Raw genomic sequence first — 15578 nt, forward strand, 5'->3', positions numbered from 1 at the left:
GCTGCCCCGCCGAAGATCGCAGGCAAGAGGGCGCGGCGCAAGCGCCCTGGACGCGCGATGAAGGCCGCGCTCGACGCGTTCATCGCGCCCGCCAAGCCCCGCGCGGCGCTCTGGCGGCTGGCTGCGGGGCTTTGTCTCATCGCCGCGCTCCTGATCGGCGGGGCGCTGGCGTTCGGCTTGGCGCTGAGCCGGCTCGACTATCCGCCCCCGGCGAACCCGGTCGCCGCGCTGAACACGCAGGCTGGCGCGCTTTTCGCGCTCTCGACCTTCGTGCTCTGGTGGCTGGCGCTTGTCATTGCGCTGCGGCTTTTCCACCGGCGCGGGCTCGGCACGCTCCTTGGCCCGGCTCGAAGCGGTCGGGGCCGGCGGTTCGCTTACGGGCTGCTCGCGGCGGGTCTGTTCTCCGGCCTCGGGCTACTGGCGGGCGCGTTTCTCGTCGGCGCGCCAATGGCGGGTGCAGCGGATCCCGGCGTCTGGGCGCTCGGCGCCGCAGCGGGTATTCCGCTCATTCTGATCCAGACCGGGGCGGAAGAAGCGCTGTTTCGCGGCTACGTCCTGCAGCAACTGGCGGCGCGGTATCGGTCTCCGCTGATCTGGGCGGGCGCACCCTCACTCCTCTTCGGGCTCCTGCATTGGAATCCGGCCGCGCCGGGCGGCGCAGTTCTGACGGTTCTGGCGACCGGGATCTCGGGCGTAATCCTCGCTCTTGTCACCGCGCGCACGGGCGATCTCTTCGCCGCCTGGGGGCTGCATTTCGGCGTCAACCTTGCCGCGATCCTGCTGGTATCGCCGCCGGATTATTTCGCCGGCCTCGCGCTTTTTCGCTGGCCGGAGGGCGGAAGCGCCGGCGACCTCGCCTGGCTCGACATCGCGCTGATGGCGGCGCTCGCGCTACTCGCGCTCAGGCTCAGCCGATCTCGGCGAGACGGCTGAGCGCCGCTTCGAGCTTCGCCGCGGCGCCCTCCGCCGCCTCGAGGCGCTCGCGCTGCTCCTCGATCACCTCTTCCGGCGCGTTGGCGAGGAATTTCTGGTTGCCGAGCTTGCCCTTCAGCCCACCGATCTCCTTGGCGGCCTTCGCGGAAGCCTTCTCAAGCCGCGCGCGCTCCGTGGCGATGTCGATCACCCCCGCGAGCGGCAGCGCCAGGACCGCGCCCGCCAGCGTCAGCGTGACCGCTCCCTTGGGCGCCGGGCCCGCGTCCATGCGCTCAATCCGCGCGAGCCGCCGGATCAGCGCCGCGTTGCGGGCGAGGCGCTCCTCGGCCGCCGCGTCAGCCTCGACGATCACGAGCGGCAGCTTGGCTCCGGGGCTGACATTCATCTCCGCGCGCACGGAGCGCACCTGCTCGATCAGCCCGATCACCCAGTCGATCTCCGCCGAAGCCGCGGCGTCCATCAGCTCCGTGCCGTAAACCGGCCAGTCGCCATGCACGAGCGGCTTCTCACGCGGCGCGATGGCGGACCAGAGCGCCTCGGTCACGAAAGGCGCGATCGGATGCAGCATCAGCAGGATCTGGTCGAGCGCCCAGGCCATCACCGCGCGGGTCTCGCCCTGTGCCGCCTCGTCCTCGCCCTGCAGAAGCGGCTTCGAAAACTCGACATACCAGTCGCAGAACACCCGCCAGGTGTGCGCGTAGAGCCCGTTGGCGGCGTCGTTGAAGCGATATTCCTCCAGCGCCCTGTCGACCACCAGCCGGGTCTTCGCCGTCTCGCCGACAATCCATCGGTTGAGCGCCTGCGTCGCGCCGGCAGGGTCGAAATCCGGATCGGGGACGCATTGGTTCATTTCGGCGAAGCGGGCGGCGTTCCAGAGCTTGGTGACGAAGTTCCGCCCGCCCTCGACGGTGGATTCCGCCAGCCGGATTTGCCGGCGCCCCTGCGCCTCCTGGCTCGCCAGCGTGAAGCGCACCGCGTCGGCGCCATAGCGGTCGATCAGGTCGAGCGGGTCGATGACGTTGCCGATCGACTTCGACATCTTCTTGCCCTTGGCGTCGGTGACGATGGAGTTGATGTAGACGGTGTGGAACGGCACCTCGTCCAGAAACTCCAGCCCCATCATCATCATCCGGGCGACCCAGAAGAAGATGATGTCATTGCCGGTGATGAGGACGTCGGTCTTGTAATAGCGGGCGAGCTCCGGCGTTTCCTCGGGCCAGCCAAGGGTCGAGAAGGGCCAGAGCGCGGAGGAGAACCAGGTGTCGAGCACGTCGGGGTCGCGACCGACAAATACGTTGATCGTTTCACCACCTTCGACCTGCCCCGTCGCCGCCAGATTCTGTCCGCCGGGCGCTGCATGGGCGATCCCAAGCGGTGTGCTTTGAACGATGATCTTTTTTCCGGGATGCGTTTCTTCCCAGCGAGATTGCACTTTTTTGAACGCTTCGTCTTCCGACATCGCGCAGTACATCTCGCCGCTATCGTCATACCAGACCGGGATCTGATGCCCCCACCAGAGCTGGCGGGAGATGCACCACGGCTCGATATTCTCCATCCAGTGGAAATAGGTCTTTTCCCAGTTCTCCGGCGCAAACCGCGTCCGCCCGTCCTTCACCGCCTCCAGCGCCGGACCGGCCAGTTTTTCGGCGTCCACGAACCATTGATCGGTCAGCATCGGCTCGATCACGACCTTGGAGCGATCGCCGAACGGTTGCATGATCTTCTTCGCCTCGACGAGGGGGATCGCGTTTCCATCCCCATCCTCGACCGTGACCGCCAGTCCTTCGGCGGTGATGTCGGCGATGACGCGCCTGCGCGCCTCGAACCTATCGAGCCCGCGATACTCGTCGGGAACGAGATTGATCGCGTCGATCTCCGCCTCGGAAAGCTGGGCGCCGGCGACGATCCCCTGCGCCTTCGCCGTCTCCTCGACGTAAGGCGCGCCATCGGCGCGAAGCGCGCCCTTCGTGTCCATCAGCCGATAACAGGGAATGCCGTTCCGTTTGGCGACGCCGTAATCGTTGAAATCATGCGCGCCGGTGATCTTCACCGCGCCGGAGCCGAATTCCGGATCGGGATATTCGTCGGTGATGATCGGAATCAGGCGTCGATGCGCCTTCGGCCCGACCGGGATCTCGCAGAGCTTGCCGACGATGGGCGCGTACCGCTCATCCGACGGGTGGACCGCGACGGCGCCGTCGCCGAGCATCGTCTCCGGGCGCGTGGTGGCGATGGAGATATAATCGCGCGTCTCACGCAGGGTGACGTTTCCCTCCTCGTCCTTCTCGACATATTCATAGGTCTCGCCACCGGCGAGCGGGTATTTGAAATGCCACATGTGGCCGTCAACTTCGACATTCTCGACCTCGAGATCGGAGATCGCGGTCTCGAAATGCGGATCCCAGTTCACCAGCCGCTTGCCGCGATAGATCAGGCCCTTGTCGTAGAGCGTGACGAAGACCTTGAGCACCGCGTCAGACAGCCCCTCGTCCATCGTGAAACGATTGCGCGACCAGTCGCAGGAGGCGCCGAGGCGTTTCAACTGGCCGATGATCGTGTCGCCGGATTCGGCCTTCCACTCCCAGACCTTCCCGACGAACTCCTCCCGAGAGAAATCGGTGCGTCGCTGGCCGGCCTCGCCCAGCTTGCGCTCCACCACCATCTGTGTCGCGATGCCGGCATGGTCCTGCCCCGGCTGCCAGAGCACGTCGAACCCCTGCATCCGCTTCCAGCGAACGAGTATGTCTTGCAGAGTGTTGTTCAGCGCATGCCCGATATGGAGCGAACCAGTGACATTCGGCGGCGGGATGACGATGCAGAAGCTCTCCGCTCCCGCGCGGGCGTTGGCGCCGGCGGCGAAGGCGCCGGTGGCGTCCCAGGCCGCGTTGATACGGGGCTCGGCCGTGGCCGGGTCGAAGGATTTCTCAAGTGTCATGTCGGTTTCCGCGATCGGATCGTCATTCGGGTCGCGGGGTGCATAGCGCGACGGCGGGCGCGTGAAAAGCGCCGGACCGCGCGGGAGGTCGGATTCAGATCAGCGGCTCGTCATCCGCAAGCGCGCGGCGCACCTCTTCGCGGATCGACGCCTTAACCTTGCGGCTGATTTCAATACCGACCGGCCCCTTCAGTTCTTCCCGCACCACGCGGCGAACGATCGCTTCGATTTCTTCGAGGTCGGGCCGCGACGGCCGGCCCGCAGGCGCGGGCGCGGGCGCGGGCGCGGGCGCGGGCGCGGGCGCGGGCGCGGGCGCGGGCGCGGGCGCGGAGATCAGCACCGCCTCCCGGCCCAGATCAAGTGGCGCTTCGTCCGGGCCGGAGGCCGCTTCGCCCGCCGCCGCCTTATCGTCCGGACCTGTTCCGGGTTTGACGCGCATGGCGTCGGTCAGGACCAGCACCGGCGCGGCGCTTTCCCCTTCGTCCTGGTCCCGCTGACGCTCCGCGGCGCGGCGGGTTCGCTCTTCCTCCGTGACGATCTTGCGGATGGAAGCAAGAATCTCGCTCATTGAGCGCTCGTCGCCGGTCTTTCCTTCGGTCATGGCTTCATCTTCCGCCGGCAAGCGCCCTTCAGGGGGCGATCGGAGATCTCCACTCCGTCAATTCGTCCGCGTCGAATCCGAAACGCCTGTCATTCACATCGGCGTAATTCACGTTCGGATCGTAGATCGCGACATCGACACCAAGGCCGCTCACCGTAAGCCGGCCCATCGCCGCAAGGACAGAATAAGCCGCGACATATTCGTCTCGCTCGGAAGCGACGAGGTTGGTCCGCGCGTTCAGCAATTCCTGCTCCGCGTCGAGCACGTCGAGAGTGGTGCGCGCGCCGAGCTTCGCCTCCTCGGTGACGCCCTCATAGGCGAGTTGGGAGGCCTCGACCTGTTCGCGCCCGGCCTGAATGGTGATCCGCGCGGTCATCAGACTGGTCCAGGCGTTCTCCACGTTTTCCTGAACGGCGCGCGTGATCTCATGAATCTGCGAAACGCGCTGGCTCTGCACCGCCTGCGCGCGGCGAATGTCGGAATAGGCCGCGCCGCTCTGATAAAGCGGGATCGAAGCCCGAAGCTGCACGGTCGCCGTGCTCTGACCATTGGAGAAACTGGCGCTCAAATTCTCGCCATAACTGACGGACCCGGTAAGCGCGACCGTCGGCAGAAGCGCGCCCTGGGCGGTCGCGATGTCGCTGCGGGACTGTTCCTCGTCATAGCGTGCGGCGCGCACGGCGGGATGGCGATCCAGCGCTTCCGCGACGGCCTCCGCCAGCGTCGCTGGCAGGGGCGGATACGGCGGCGGCGCCGACAGATCGCCCGGGGGCGCGCCGACAACGCGCGCATAGGACTGAAAGGACTGCGCGAGATTTCCTTCACGCGCTGCGAGCGAGGCGCGCGACTGGGCGAGGCGCGCGCTCGCCTGGCTCACGTCGGTCCGCGTGACCTCACCGACAGCGAAACGGTCGTTGGCGGCGCGGAGTTGCTCGCTGATGACGCGAACATTATTCCGCCCCAGCGCGACGAATTGCTGGTCACGGCGCACATTCATGTAGCTGGTGACGACCTGCAAAAGCACGTTCTGTTCCGTATCGATCAACCGCGAGCGGGCGGCGTCTACTCCGGAAACCGCCGCGTCCACGGAATTCCAGGTTCGCCCGCCATCGTAAAGAACCTGCGCCGCGTTCAACGAGACAGAGCGCGGCTGATTGCTGTCGGCGGGAGTCGATCCGTTGATCTCGGTATAGCTGGCCCCGACCGTCGCCGTCGCGTTGACATTCGGCAGCATGCCGGCGCGGGCGCTCGGCACGCCTTCGTCCACCGCCTTCACGCCGGCGCGCGCCGCAATCAGCGTCGGATTGGTTGCGTAAGCCGTCGCGAACGCCTGCTCCAACGTCTCCGCTCCGGCGCCCGTGGCTGCGAACGCTATCGCCGCCGCAGTCACTATTTTAGTTGAATGTCGGCCCATAAACCTATCGCCTCTCACGATTTCTCGCAGTCACAAATTACCTGAAATCGGCGCAAAGGCAATCTTTTTCGTGCTAGAGGGCGAATTCCTCGGCCACCTCGAACCCCGGCAGCACGGGCGCTGTCGCGTTGAAGAGCGGTCGAGAGTAGAGTTGATCGCCGTTGCGGATATAGGCGACCGCCTTCCCATTCGCGCCTTCCATCTCGATCGCAACGATCTTTCCGCCCTCTTTCAGTTGCGAAAGCAGCGACTTCGGCGTCCCCCCGACCGCGCCGTTGATGAAAATCGCGTCGTATGGTCCGTGCGCCGGATCGCCCGCAGCCGGCTCGCCCTCGCTCACAATGGCGTTATCGACCTCCTCGGCGTTCAGGATCTCGGTCGCGGCTGCGGCCATCTCGGACGACGGCTCGATCGCGATCACCGCCGCCGCCATCCGCGCGATGACGGCGGTGGAATAGCCGTAGCCCGGCGCGAGATCGAGCACCAGATCGTCCGGCCCGATATCGGCGCCATCCAGCATCTTCGCGAACGTGCGCGGGTCCAGCATCTCCCGTCCCGGCCCGAGAGCCAGCGGCGCATCGGCGTAGGCGACGGCGCGAAGCGCGGCCGGCGCATAACGCTCACGCGGAATTTTCAGCATCGCTTCAATGATCGGATAACTGGTGACGTCGGAAGGTCGGACCTGCCGGTCGACCATCGCGACGCGGGATTTCGCGAAATCGCTCATCGCCTGCTATCGCCTCCTTGGCGCCCGAGCGGCGCGGTTGCATTCGACGGCCCTATTGCCACAGGGCGCCGGCGCCCGCAACGCCGCGCCGGCGCCGCGGGAGGGCGCGGCGTCGCACAAATTACACTCTCATCAGATCACGTGATTTCTACGATCACCATATCCGGGCTTTCCGCCGCCCGCCGCCATGCTAAAGGAAGTTCCGAACTCTCGTATCGGAGCACTTCGCATGCCTCTCGCCAACGGTCGCCATTTCCTTTCCATTCCCGGGCCTTCGGTCATGCCCGACGAGGTGCTGCGCGCTATGCACCGGCCGGCGACGAATATCTACGAGGGCGCCCTGATCGAGATGACCCACGGGATCGTCCCCGATCTGAAACGCGTCGCCCGGACCGAAAGCCGCGCGATGACCTTCATCGGCAACGGGCACGCCGTCTGGGAGGCGGTGATCGTCAACACGCTCGATGCGGGCGAAAAGGCGCTGGTGCTCGAGTCCGGCCGTTTCGCCGTCGGTTGGGGCGAAGTGGCGAAGGCGCTCGGCGTCGAGATCGAGGTTCTGAACGCTCCAGACCGCGGGGGCGTCGACCCGCAAATGGTCGAGGATCGGCTTCGCACCGATACGAAACACGAGATCAAGGCCGTGCTGGTTGTACAGATCGACACCGCTTCCGGCGTCTGGAACGACATCGCCGCGATCCGCCGCGCCATCGACGCCGCCGGCCATCCGGCGCTCTACATGGTCGATTGCATGGCCTCGATCGGCTGCGTTCCCTACGAGATGGACGCCTGGGGCGTCGACGTCACCACCGCCGGCTCGCAGAAAGGGCTGATGACCCCGCCGGGGCTGGGCTTCGCCTGGGCGTCGCAGAAAGCCTGGGACAAGACAAAGACGCTGACGCGCGGCCGCGCTCATTGGGCGTGGGAGTTGCGGGCGGAGCCGGAGGTATTCTACCAGCTCTTTCACGGCACCGCGCCGGTCCAGCACCTCTACGCGCTCCGCCAGGCGCTCGACATGATCTTCGCCGAAGGGCTGGAGGCGGTCTGGGCGCGCCACGCCGCCATCGGCCGGGGCGTGCGTGCGGCGGTGTCGCGTTGGGGCGAAAACGGTCCGCTGGAGCTGAATATCCTTGATCCGGACGCCTGTTCGGACTCGGTGACGACGATACGCACCGGCGCGATCGACGCGCAGGCGTTGCGCGCATGCACGGAGACAAAGCTGAACGTGACTCTCGGCACCGGTCTCGGCGAGTTGCAGGGCATCACGTTCCGGATCGGGCATATGGGTCACGTGAACGCGCCGATGATCCTCGGCACGCTCGGCTCCATCGAACTCGCGCTCGCCCATATGGGCGCGCCCTACGCGCCCGGCGGCGTCGAGGCGGCGATCGCGGCGATGAAGGACGACGTGGCCTAGCGATCCGGTCGGAACGGAAGCGTTCGGCCCCGACCCCGGCTTCCCTCGAGGCGGGGTGAAGCGTCACAAGGACGCGGCCCGCTAAGAGGCTCGACATTGACCGTCCGGAATGATGGAGTCGATCCACGGTGGACGCCGCGCGCTTCCGACCGCCGCGCTCTTCGGACGCGCTCGCATCGGACGCCAAGGAACCGAAGCGCGCCTGAGGGCGTTGCGTTCTCCGACACCGTCGCGACCGGTGCGCACCTCAGCGCCCGGAGAAGCAATGGAGAACCGGACCGGATGATCAGCAGAACCAGCATTTCGAACGGCGCAGGCAGCCCGTCAGTCACCGGCTTTTATGAAGCGGACACCGGCAGCATACAGTATGTCGTCGCGGATGAGGACACCGGCAAGGTGGCGCTCATCGACGTGGTGAAAGGCTTCGATCCCGCCTCCGCATCGACGAATGAGGATGCAGCGGAGGAGATTCTCGGCTTTGTCGCCCGGAAGGGCTACGAGGTGGAGTGGATACTCGACACCCACCCCCATGCCGATCATCTCATGGCCTCGGCCTCGCTCCGCGACCGGCTCGGAGCGCCGAACGCGATCGGCGCGCATGTCGAGGATGTCGCGAAACTCTGGCGGGAGATCTACAATGAGCCCGACGCGTTCGCGCCAGAGCGCGACTTCAACCGGCTGTTTCGCGACGGCGACGAGTTCCGGATCGGAAATCTCCCCGCGCGCGTCATCCACTCGCCCGGCCACACCCTTGCGTCGATCACCTATGTCGTCGGCGACGCCGCCTTTGTTCACGACACGTTAATGCAACCGGATTTCGGCACCGCGCGCGCGGATTTTCCAGGCGGCTCCGCGCATGAGCTCTATCGCACGATCCAGACCATTCTCGCGCTGCCGGAGGAGACCCGTCTCTTCATCGGTCATGATTACGGAACCGAGGCGCGCAAGGAGCCGGCCTGGGAGGCGACCGTCGCCGAACATCGCGAAAAGAACGTCCATGTCGGCGGCGGCGTCGGCGAGGAGGAATACGTCAAGCTGCGCGAGAAGCGCGACGCGGGACTCGGGCTTCCCGATCGCATGCTCTTCGCACTGCAATTCAACCTGCGGGGCGGCCGCCTGCCGCCGGCCGACTCAAACGGATCAAGCTATTTCCGTATCCCGGCGAACCATTTCTGAAAGAGAGACGACATGGCCGACAGCGACCTTGAAGACTGGAGCCCCGAAGAGGTGAAGGCTGCGCTCGACCGGGGCGAGATCGTTCTGATCGATGTGCGCACGCCGCAGGAATTCCTGCTGGAGCGCATTGAAGGCGCGCTTCTCGCGCCGATGGCGGACTTCACCGCGACGAGTCTTCCGACCCAGACCGACAAGCGCATCGTGCTGCATTGCGGGTCGGGCGTCAGATCGAAAAAAGTCGGCGACAGCTGCATCGCCGCGGGGGTCGCGCCTATGGCGCACATGGCGGGCGGCTTCGCCGCATGGAAGGCGCGCAAACTCCCCTATATCGGGACCGACATGGCGACCGGCGCGCCGAAAAAAGTGACGCCCTGAGCAGTTTGCGGCGCTTCGGGCGTCAGAAGGCCGCCCGGCACAGGCGTGCGGCCTTCTGAAGTTCGCAGGATATTCAGCCGACGAGTTCGAGCCCCGAAAAGAAATAGGCGATCTCGACCGCCGCCGTCTCCGGCGCGTCGGAGCCATGGACGGAATTCTCGCCGATCGAAAGCGCGAATTCCTTACGGATGGTGCCTTCGGCCGCTTCCGCCGGGTTCGTCGCGCCCATCACTTCGCGGTTCTTCGCGATCGCGTCCTCGCCCTCAAGCACCTGTGCGACGATCGGCGCGGAGGACATGAACGAGCAGAGTTCGTCATAGAACGGGCGCGCCTCGTGCACCTTGTAAAATTCGCCGGCCTGGGCCTTGGTCAGGTGGATGCGTTTCTGCGCGACGATGCGCAGGCCCGCTTCCTCGAATTTCGCGTTGATCGCACCGGTGAGGTTGCGCGCCGTCGCGTCCGGCTTGATGATGGAGAAAGTGCGCTGGATCGCCATTTGGGTCCGTCCTTGATTTCTGGGCCTCACGCCCGTTCCGGTTCGGCGCGTCGCCTAGCATGGGAGACGGCACCGTGAAAGCGCATTTCGAGATGTTCGCGGCCTATAACGCTTGGGCGAACAGACGGCTTTACGCTGCGGCGGCCGGATTGCCCGAGGCCGCGCGCAACGCCCCCGCCGGCGCGTTTTTCGGCTCGCTCCACGCGACGCTGAACCATCTCCTTGTCGCGGACCGGATCTGGATGCGCCGATTTACCGGCGAAGGCGAGACGCATGAGCGGCTGGACGAGGTCCCGTTCGACGGGTTCGCGGCGCTCCGCGAAGCGCGCGGGGCGATGGATGCGCGTATCGAAAACTACGTCACCGGACTTTCCGAAGCCGGCATCGCGGCGGATTTCTCCTATGTCCGGGTGACGGCGCCGGAGCCGATCACCCAGAAGCTGGCCCCAGCGCTGGCGCATTTCTTCAACCATCAGACCCATCACCGCGGCCAGTGCCATCAGATGCTGACCGCGGCGGGCGCGACCGCGCCGCCGCTCGATCTGCTGTTCTTTCAACGCGAGGCGGCATGAAACCGGGCGCCATCCTTGAAGCCGCGCTCTACGCCGACGACCTCGACGCGGCGGAGGCGTTCTATGGCGGCGTTCTGGGGCTGGAGCGCATTCTTCGGGCCGGGAATCGCCACGTCTTCTATCGCTGCGGCGGCGTGATCCTCCTGATCTTCAATCCAGACAAGACTGAAGAGCCGGGTTCCGGCCCGCTCCCGGTCCCCGCCCATGGCGCGCGCGGGCCGGGGCATCTCTGCTTCAGCGCGACGGCGACGGAGATTGACGCATGGCGCGCGGCGCTCGAAGCGGCGAATGTCGCGATCGAAGCGGATTTCAGATGGCCGAACCGGGCGCGGTCGATCTATTTTCGCGACCCGGCCGGCAATTCTCTGGAATTCGCCGAGCGAGCGCTCTGGTTTGAAGACGCGGATCCGCAAGACTGCTGAACGGGAACCCCGCGCGGCGAAGACCCGTCATTCTGACGGCGCCGGACCGCGCCGGAACGGAAGGAAGAATGGCATGGCGAAAGGTTACATCATCGTCCGGGTGAACGTCACCGACCCGGAGCAATACGCGAAGTATCGCGCCGTGAGCGGAGACGCGATCGCCGCATTCGACGGCAAGTTCATCATTCGCGCCGGGCGGAGCGAGGTGATCGAGGGGGAGCCGGACGGACTCCGCCTCGTCGTGATCGAGTTTCCTTCCTACGAAGCCGCCGTCGAATGCTATCATTCGGACGTCTACCAGGCCGCGAAGAAGCTCCGCGATGGCGCCGGCGACGCGCAGTTCACGGTGATCGAGGGTTACGACCCATGAGCGAACGGGCTGTGGTGGTCATCGGGGCGGGCGACGCGACCGGCGGCGCCGTCGCCAGGCGTTTCGCGCGCGAAGACTACATCGCCTGTCCGGTGCGGCGCAGCGAGGAAGCGCTGGCGCCGCTCATCGCCGACATCGAGGCCGCCGGCGGGCGCGCCCACCCCTTCGGTTGCGACGCGCGCGTCGAATCGGAGGTCGTCGCGCTTTTCGAGACCATCGAGCGCGAGGTCGCGCCGATCGAGGTCTGCGTCTTCAACATCGGCGCCAACGCCCGCTTTCCCTTCCTCGAACTGGAGGAAAAGAAATTCCGCAAGATCTGGGAGATGGCGGCCTATGCCGGCTATCTGACCTGCCGGCAGGCGGCGCTGCGGATGGCGGCGCGCGGCCAGGGGACGATTCTCGTCACCGGCGCTTCGGCCAGCGTCAAAGGCTACGCCAACGGCGCCGCATTCGCCTCCGCCAAGTTCGCGCTCCGCGGCATGACTCAGGCGATGGCGCGCGAGCTTGGACCACTGGGCGTTCATGTCGCGCATGTGGTGATTGACGGCGCGATCGACACCGCCTTCATTCGCGACATGTTTCCCGAACGCTATGCGCTGAAGGCCGACGATGGCATCCTGAACCCCGATAGCATCGCGGAAACCTACTGGATGCTGCACAATCAGCCACGCGACGCCTGGACGCTCGAGATGGATATTCGCCCCTGGAGAGAGGAGTTCTGAGATGCGGATCGAGTTTTTTTTCGACTTCGGCAGCCCCGCTTCCTATCTCGCCTGGACCCAGCTTGCGAAGCTGGAGGCGGCCGGCGAGGTCGCGCTGCGCCCCTTCCTGCTTGGCGGCGTCTTCAAGGCGACCGGCAACAATTCTCCCGTCACCGTCCCCGCCAAGGGAAAATGGATGACGGAGGATCTGCATCGCTGGGCCGACGCCTATGGCGTTCCGCTGAAGTTTCCCCGGAGTTTCCCCCTCAACACCATCGCGCCGATGCGCGGCGCCGCCGCACTGGAGGGGGACGCGCGCTTCCCGACCTATGTGCAGGCCGTCTACGAGGCGATGTTCGGCCGGGGCGAAGACATATCCGATCCTGAAACCCTACGCGCCGCGCTGAAGGGCGCCGGGCTCGACGCGAAGGCGATTCTCGGCTCGATGACCGAGGAGCCGGTGAAAGCGAAGCTGAAAGCGACGACCGAAGAAGCCATCGCTCGCGGCGCCTTCGGCGCGCCGACCTTCTTCGTCGCCGATCAGATGCATTTCGGAAATGACCGCATCGACTGGGTGATCAGGGCGGCGAAGCCCGCCTGAGGGGACGCCATGCCCGCGGAACGCTGGGGGGCCTATTCCGTCGTCGATCACAAGGACGCGCTGAAGATCGCGCGCGACCTGATCCTCTTTGACCGCCTGCTTCTTCCCAGTCCCGAAAGCGGCGCGCCCTGGAAGCCGGAATGGGACCAGCAGGGAATGCTCAACCGGCTTGCGCAGCTTGGAGAGCGGGCGATTCACGCGCGCTGGACGCCGGAGCGCCGCGCCGACTGGGCGGCGACCTTCGCCGACCTCCAGCGCGACGCCGAGGACGTGAACGACCCGGACCTGGCCTACGCCGCCACCCGCCGCGTGCTGATCGAGCAGGCGCGGGCGTTCCGCCCCGCCGGCGTGCCGCTCGTGGAGACCTATGAGGGCTTCCAGTCCGAGGCCGCCTTTGTCGCCCATTCCTCCGCCGCCAACGCGGAGCCGCGTGCTACGGGGCGGGAGGAGACGGTCCTCCTCGTGATCGCGCAGCGGCTCGCCGTCCCGGTGGCGGAGGCTCCGGAAGAGGCGTTGAAACGCACGCTCGAGATGACCGATGCGGATTCATTCCGCCAGTCCCGCGCCGCGCTCTACGACTGGCAGCGCGATCTTGTCGCTCGCGGCCATCGCCCGCGCGATATCGTTGAAGCGACGCGCGGCCTCGCCGCGGAAGCGGAGCGGGCGGCGGGCGCCCGTGGCCGCGAATTCGGCCTGATGACGGCCGCCACGGCGATCTCGATCACCATCGAGACCACAGCGCAGTTCGCCGATCTCGGCGACGCCGCCGGCGCTTTCGGGCTCGGCGTCTTCGCGTTCGGAACCTTCATGACGCTCAGGGACTGGTTCGCCGCGCGAGAGGCGGCCGGCGCGCCGTCCGGGCCGACGCCGGAGGCCGCAGTCGGCGCGATGTTCCATGAAGTGAAGACGCGGCTCGGCTGGGAGATCGGCTGACCGGCGCCAAAGTCTTCGCCCGCAAGGGGCGAACCTCTTGCTATTCTCGTCGCCTGAAAAGCGAGTCGGCGCAAAGCTGACCCGAAGAGGAGGAGACCGCCCATGGACGCCCATTCCCCGACAGGAAAGATCACAGCCTGGCTCGCCCAACTCGACGCTGCGCTCACCGCGGGCGACGGGGCGGCGGCGGCGAAGCTTTTCGCTCCAACCAGTTTCTGGCGCGATTTCGTCAGCTTCACCTGGAACCTCAAGACGATGGAGGGACCAGAAGAGATCGAGGCGATGCTGAAGGCCACGCTCCCGGCGGTGAAGCCGCGAAACTGGCGGCTGGAGGGCGACGCCACCGAAGCCGATGGCGTGACCGAGGGCTGGATCGCCTTCGAGACCGAGGCGGGGCGCGGCGAGGGGCATCTGCGGATCAACGCCGATGGCGGCTTCACGCTTCTCACCACGCTGCGCGAACTCAAGGGTTTCGAGGAAAAGAAGGGCGCGAGCCGCGAAAAGGGCGTCCTCCACGGTGCCGATCCGAACCGGCGGACATGGAAGGAACGGCGCGAAGACGAAGCGGCGACGCTCGGTTACACCGAACAGCCCTATGTGGTGATCGTAGGCGGCGGTCAAGGCGGGATCGGGCTTGGCGCGCGCCTCCGTCGGCTCGGCGTACCGACGATCATCGTCGAGAAGAACCCGCGCCCCGGCGACAGCTGGCGCAACCGTTACAAGTCGCTCTGCCTGCATGATCCGGTCTGGTACGACCACATGCCCTACCTGCCCTATCCCGAGCACTGGCCGGTCTTCGCCCCGAAGGACAAGATCGGCGACTGGCTGGAAAGTTACACGAAGATCATGGAGCTGAACTACTGGGGCGCCACGACCTGTGAAAGCGCCAGCTACGACGCGGCGAAAGGCGAATGGACGGTGAAGGTGGTGCGGGAGGGGAAACCCGTCACCCTCCGCCCGAAACAACTCATCCTCGCCACCGGCATGTCCTCGGTGCCGAACATCCCGGACATTCCCGGCGCGCAGGATTTCAAGGGAACCCTGCACCATTCCTCCAAACACAAGGGCGGCGACGGCTGGGAGGGCAAGCGCTGCGTCGTCATCGGCTCCAACAACTCGGCGCACGACATCTGCGCCGATCTCTGGGAGCATGGCGCCGACGTCACCATGGTCCAGCGCTCCTCGACCCATATCGCCAGATCGGACTCGCTGATGGATCTGGCGCTTGGCGCGCTTTATTCGGAGGAGGCGCTGGCGAACGGAATCACGACGCACAAGGCGGACATGATCTTCGCCTCGCTCCCCTACCGAATTCTTCCCGGCACGCAGATCCCCGTCTACGCCGAGATGAAAGAACGCGACAAGGATCTCTACGAGCGCCTTGAGGAGCGGGGGTTCCTTCTCGATTTCGGCGAGGACGGCTCGGGGCTTTTCTGCAAGTATCTCCGGAGGGGCTCGGGCTATTACATCGATGTCGGCGCATCCGAACTGGTCGCCGACGGCAAGATCAAGCTGAAGGTCGGCGCGACGGAGCGCATCACGCCGAACGGCGTCGTAGTGGCGGGGGAGGAGATCCCCGCCGACCTGATCGTCCTCGCGACCGGCTACGCATCGATGAACGGATGGGCCGCCCAGCTGATCAGCCAGGAGGTCGCCGACAAGGTCGGCAAATGCTGGGGCATGGGGTCGGGCACCACGAAGGACCCGGGTCCGTGGGAAGGCGAGTTGCGCAACATGTGGAAGCCCACGCAGCAGGAGGGGCTCTGGTTCCACGGCGGAAACCTCCACCAGTCGAGGCATTACTCGATCTATCTCTCGCTGCAGATCAAGGCGCGGATGGAAGGATTGGCGACCCCCGTCTACGCGCTGCAGGAGACGCATCACAAATCGTGACCGCGCCCGCGCGCG

Annotated in this window: 16 protein-coding genes; 11 read left to right on the forward strand and 5 right to left on the reverse strand. The window is 66.0% G+C overall.

Annotated elements, in window-relative coordinates; translation table 11 throughout:
- The first annotated feature begins 57 nt into the window (after window positions 1–57).
- Complete coding sequence (locus tag G5B40_RS07805) at window positions 58–933, forward strand: CPBP family intramembrane glutamic endopeptidase (protein ID WP_165097188.1); 876 nt, start codon at window positions 58–60, stop codon at window positions 931–933.
- On the opposite strand, the gene G5B40_RS07810 is transcribed toward G5B40_RS07805, so the two are convergent.
- The 4 genes from G5B40_RS07810 to G5B40_RS07825 form a co-directional block, all read right to left on the reverse strand.
- On the reverse strand, window positions 908–3868 hold the full coding sequence (locus tag G5B40_RS07810; protein WP_165097191.1) for a valine--tRNA ligase: 2961 nt from the start codon (window positions 3866–3868) through the stop codon (window positions 908–910). The two genes, G5B40_RS07805 and G5B40_RS07810, sit on opposite strands and share 26 nt — an antisense overlap.
- 94 nt (window positions 3869–3962) lie before the next feature.
- On the reverse strand, window positions 3963–4436 hold the full coding sequence (locus G5B40_RS20895; protein WP_179961605.1) for a hypothetical protein: 474 nt from the start codon (window positions 4434–4436) through the stop codon (window positions 3963–3965).
- Window positions 4437–4497: 61 nt separating this feature from the next.
- A complete protein-coding gene (locus tag G5B40_RS07820; protein ID WP_165097194.1) occupies window positions 4498–5808 on the reverse strand; it encodes a TolC family outer membrane protein in 1311 nt (436 codons plus the stop codon).
- A gap of 148 nt (window positions 5809–5956) precedes the next feature.
- Window positions 5957–6610, reverse strand: coding sequence for a protein-L-isoaspartate O-methyltransferase family protein (locus G5B40_RS07825; RefSeq protein WP_165097196.1), 654 nt, complete (start codon window positions 6608–6610; stop codon window positions 5957–5959).
- Between the two features lie 229 nt (window positions 6611–6839).
- Here G5B40_RS07825 and G5B40_RS07830 point away from each other — a divergent pair, with 229 nt between their 5' ends.
- From G5B40_RS07830 to G5B40_RS07840, 3 genes are all read left to right on the forward strand, one after another.
- Window positions 6840–8024 carry a pyridoxal-phosphate-dependent aminotransferase family protein gene (locus tag G5B40_RS07830; RefSeq protein ID WP_165097199.1) on the forward strand — a complete coding sequence of 395 codons (1185 nt, stop codon included), beginning with the start codon at window positions 6840–6842 and terminating at the stop codon, window positions 8022–8024.
- Between the two features lie 282 nt (window positions 8025–8306).
- A complete protein-coding gene (locus tag G5B40_RS07835; protein ID WP_165097202.1) occupies window positions 8307–9200 on the forward strand; it encodes an MBL fold metallo-hydrolase in 894 nt (297 codons plus the stop codon).
- 12 nt (window positions 9201–9212) lie between these two features.
- A complete protein-coding gene (locus tag G5B40_RS07840) occupies window positions 9213–9575 on the forward strand; it encodes a rhodanese-like domain-containing protein (RefSeq protein ID WP_165097205.1) in 363 nt (120 codons plus the stop codon).
- Window positions 9576–9648: 73 nt separating this feature from the next.
- On the opposite strand, the gene ndk is transcribed toward G5B40_RS07840, so the two are convergent.
- The gene (gene ndk / locus G5B40_RS07845) at window positions 9649–10071 is read right to left on the reverse strand and encodes a nucleoside-diphosphate kinase (RefSeq protein ID WP_165097207.1); all 423 of its coding nucleotides are present in this window, start codon (window positions 10069–10071) and stop codon (window positions 9649–9651) included.
- A gap of 74 nt (window positions 10072–10145) precedes the next feature.
- Here ndk and G5B40_RS07850 point away from each other — a divergent pair, with 74 nt between their 5' ends.
- From G5B40_RS07850 to G5B40_RS07880, 7 genes are all read left to right on the forward strand, one after another.
- The gene (locus tag G5B40_RS07850; protein WP_165097209.1) at window positions 10146–10643 is read left to right on the forward strand and encodes a DinB family protein; all 498 of its coding nucleotides are present in this window, start codon (window positions 10146–10148) and stop codon (window positions 10641–10643) included.
- Window positions 10640–11065 (forward strand): VOC family protein, encoded by a 426-nt coding sequence (locus G5B40_RS07855; RefSeq protein WP_165097211.1) that lies wholly within the window; start codon window positions 10640–10642, stop codon window positions 11063–11065. Before G5B40_RS07850 ends, G5B40_RS07855 begins: the two co-directional genes overlap by 4 nt.
- A gap of 73 nt (window positions 11066–11138) precedes the next feature.
- On the forward strand, window positions 11139–11435 hold the full coding sequence (locus tag G5B40_RS07860; protein ID WP_165097213.1) for a DUF1330 domain-containing protein: 297 nt from the start codon (window positions 11139–11141) through the stop codon (window positions 11433–11435).
- Complete coding sequence (locus G5B40_RS07865; RefSeq protein WP_165097215.1) at window positions 11432–12157, forward strand: SDR family oxidoreductase; 726 nt, start codon at window positions 11432–11434, stop codon at window positions 12155–12157. Before G5B40_RS07860 ends, G5B40_RS07865 begins: the two co-directional genes overlap by 4 nt.
- A 1-nt stretch (window position 12158) precedes the next feature.
- Complete coding sequence (locus tag G5B40_RS07870) at window positions 12159–12737, forward strand: 2-hydroxychromene-2-carboxylate isomerase (RefSeq protein ID WP_165097217.1); 579 nt, start codon at window positions 12159–12161, stop codon at window positions 12735–12737.
- 9 nt (window positions 12738–12746) lie between these two features.
- A complete protein-coding gene (locus G5B40_RS07875; RefSeq protein ID WP_165097219.1) occupies window positions 12747–13670 on the forward strand; it encodes a hypothetical protein in 924 nt (307 codons plus the stop codon).
- 102 nt (window positions 13671–13772) lie between these two features.
- Window positions 13773–15563: an NAD(P)/FAD-dependent oxidoreductase gene (locus G5B40_RS07880; RefSeq protein ID WP_165097221.1), complete on the forward strand. Its 1791-nt coding sequence runs from the start codon at window positions 13773–13775 to the stop codon at window positions 15561–15563.
- Window positions 15564–15578: the final 15 nt, after the last annotated feature.

Origin of the sequence: Pikeienuella piscinae (assembly GCF_011044155.1) — a bacterium.
GTDB lineage: Bacteria > Pseudomonadota > Alphaproteobacteria > Rhodobacterales > Rhodobacteraceae > Pikeienuella > Pikeienuella piscinae.

Coding starts and splice junctions, on each gene's coding strand:
- G5B40_RS07805 (WP_165097188.1), top strand. CDS start 58: ATGAAGGCCGCGCTCGACGCGTTCATCGCGCCCGCCAAGCCCCGCGCG.
- G5B40_RS20895 (WP_179961605.1), bottom strand. CDS start 4,436: ATGAGCGAGATTCTTGCTTCCATCCGCAAGATCGTCACGGAGGAAGAG.
- G5B40_RS07855 (WP_165097211.1), top strand. CDS start 10,640: ATGAAACCGGGCGCCATCCTTGAAGCCGCGCTCTACGCCGACGACCTC.
- G5B40_RS07835 (WP_165097202.1), top strand. CDS start 8,307: ATGATCAGCAGAACCAGCATTTCGAACGGCGCAGGCAGCCCGTCAGTC.
- ndk (WP_165097207.1), bottom strand. CDS start 10,071: ATGGCGATCCAGCGCACTTTCTCCATCATCAAGCCGGACGCGACGGCG.
- G5B40_RS07875 (WP_165097219.1), top strand. CDS start 12,747: ATGCCCGCGGAACGCTGGGGGGCCTATTCCGTCGTCGATCACAAGGAC.
- G5B40_RS07870 (WP_165097217.1), top strand. CDS start 12,159: ATGCGGATCGAGTTTTTTTTCGACTTCGGCAGCCCCGCTTCCTATCTC.
- G5B40_RS07840 (WP_165097205.1), top strand. CDS start 9,213: ATGGCCGACAGCGACCTTGAAGACTGGAGCCCCGAAGAGGTGAAGGCT.
- G5B40_RS07865 (WP_165097215.1), top strand. CDS start 11,432: ATGAGCGAACGGGCTGTGGTGGTCATCGGGGCGGGCGACGCGACCGGC.
- G5B40_RS07880 (WP_165097221.1), top strand. CDS start 13,773: ATGGACGCCCATTCCCCGACAGGAAAGATCACAGCCTGGCTCGCCCAA.
- G5B40_RS07810 (WP_165097191.1), bottom strand. CDS start 3,868: ATGACACTTGAGAAATCCTTCGACCCGGCCACGGCCGAGCCCCGTATC.
- G5B40_RS07825 (WP_165097196.1), bottom strand. CDS start 6,610: ATGAGCGATTTCGCGAAATCCCGCGTCGCGATGGTCGACCGGCAGGTC.
- G5B40_RS07860 (WP_165097213.1), top strand. CDS start 11,139: ATGGCGAAAGGTTACATCATCGTCCGGGTGAACGTCACCGACCCGGAG.
- G5B40_RS07830 (WP_165097199.1), top strand. CDS start 6,840: ATGCCTCTCGCCAACGGTCGCCATTTCCTTTCCATTCCCGGGCCTTCG.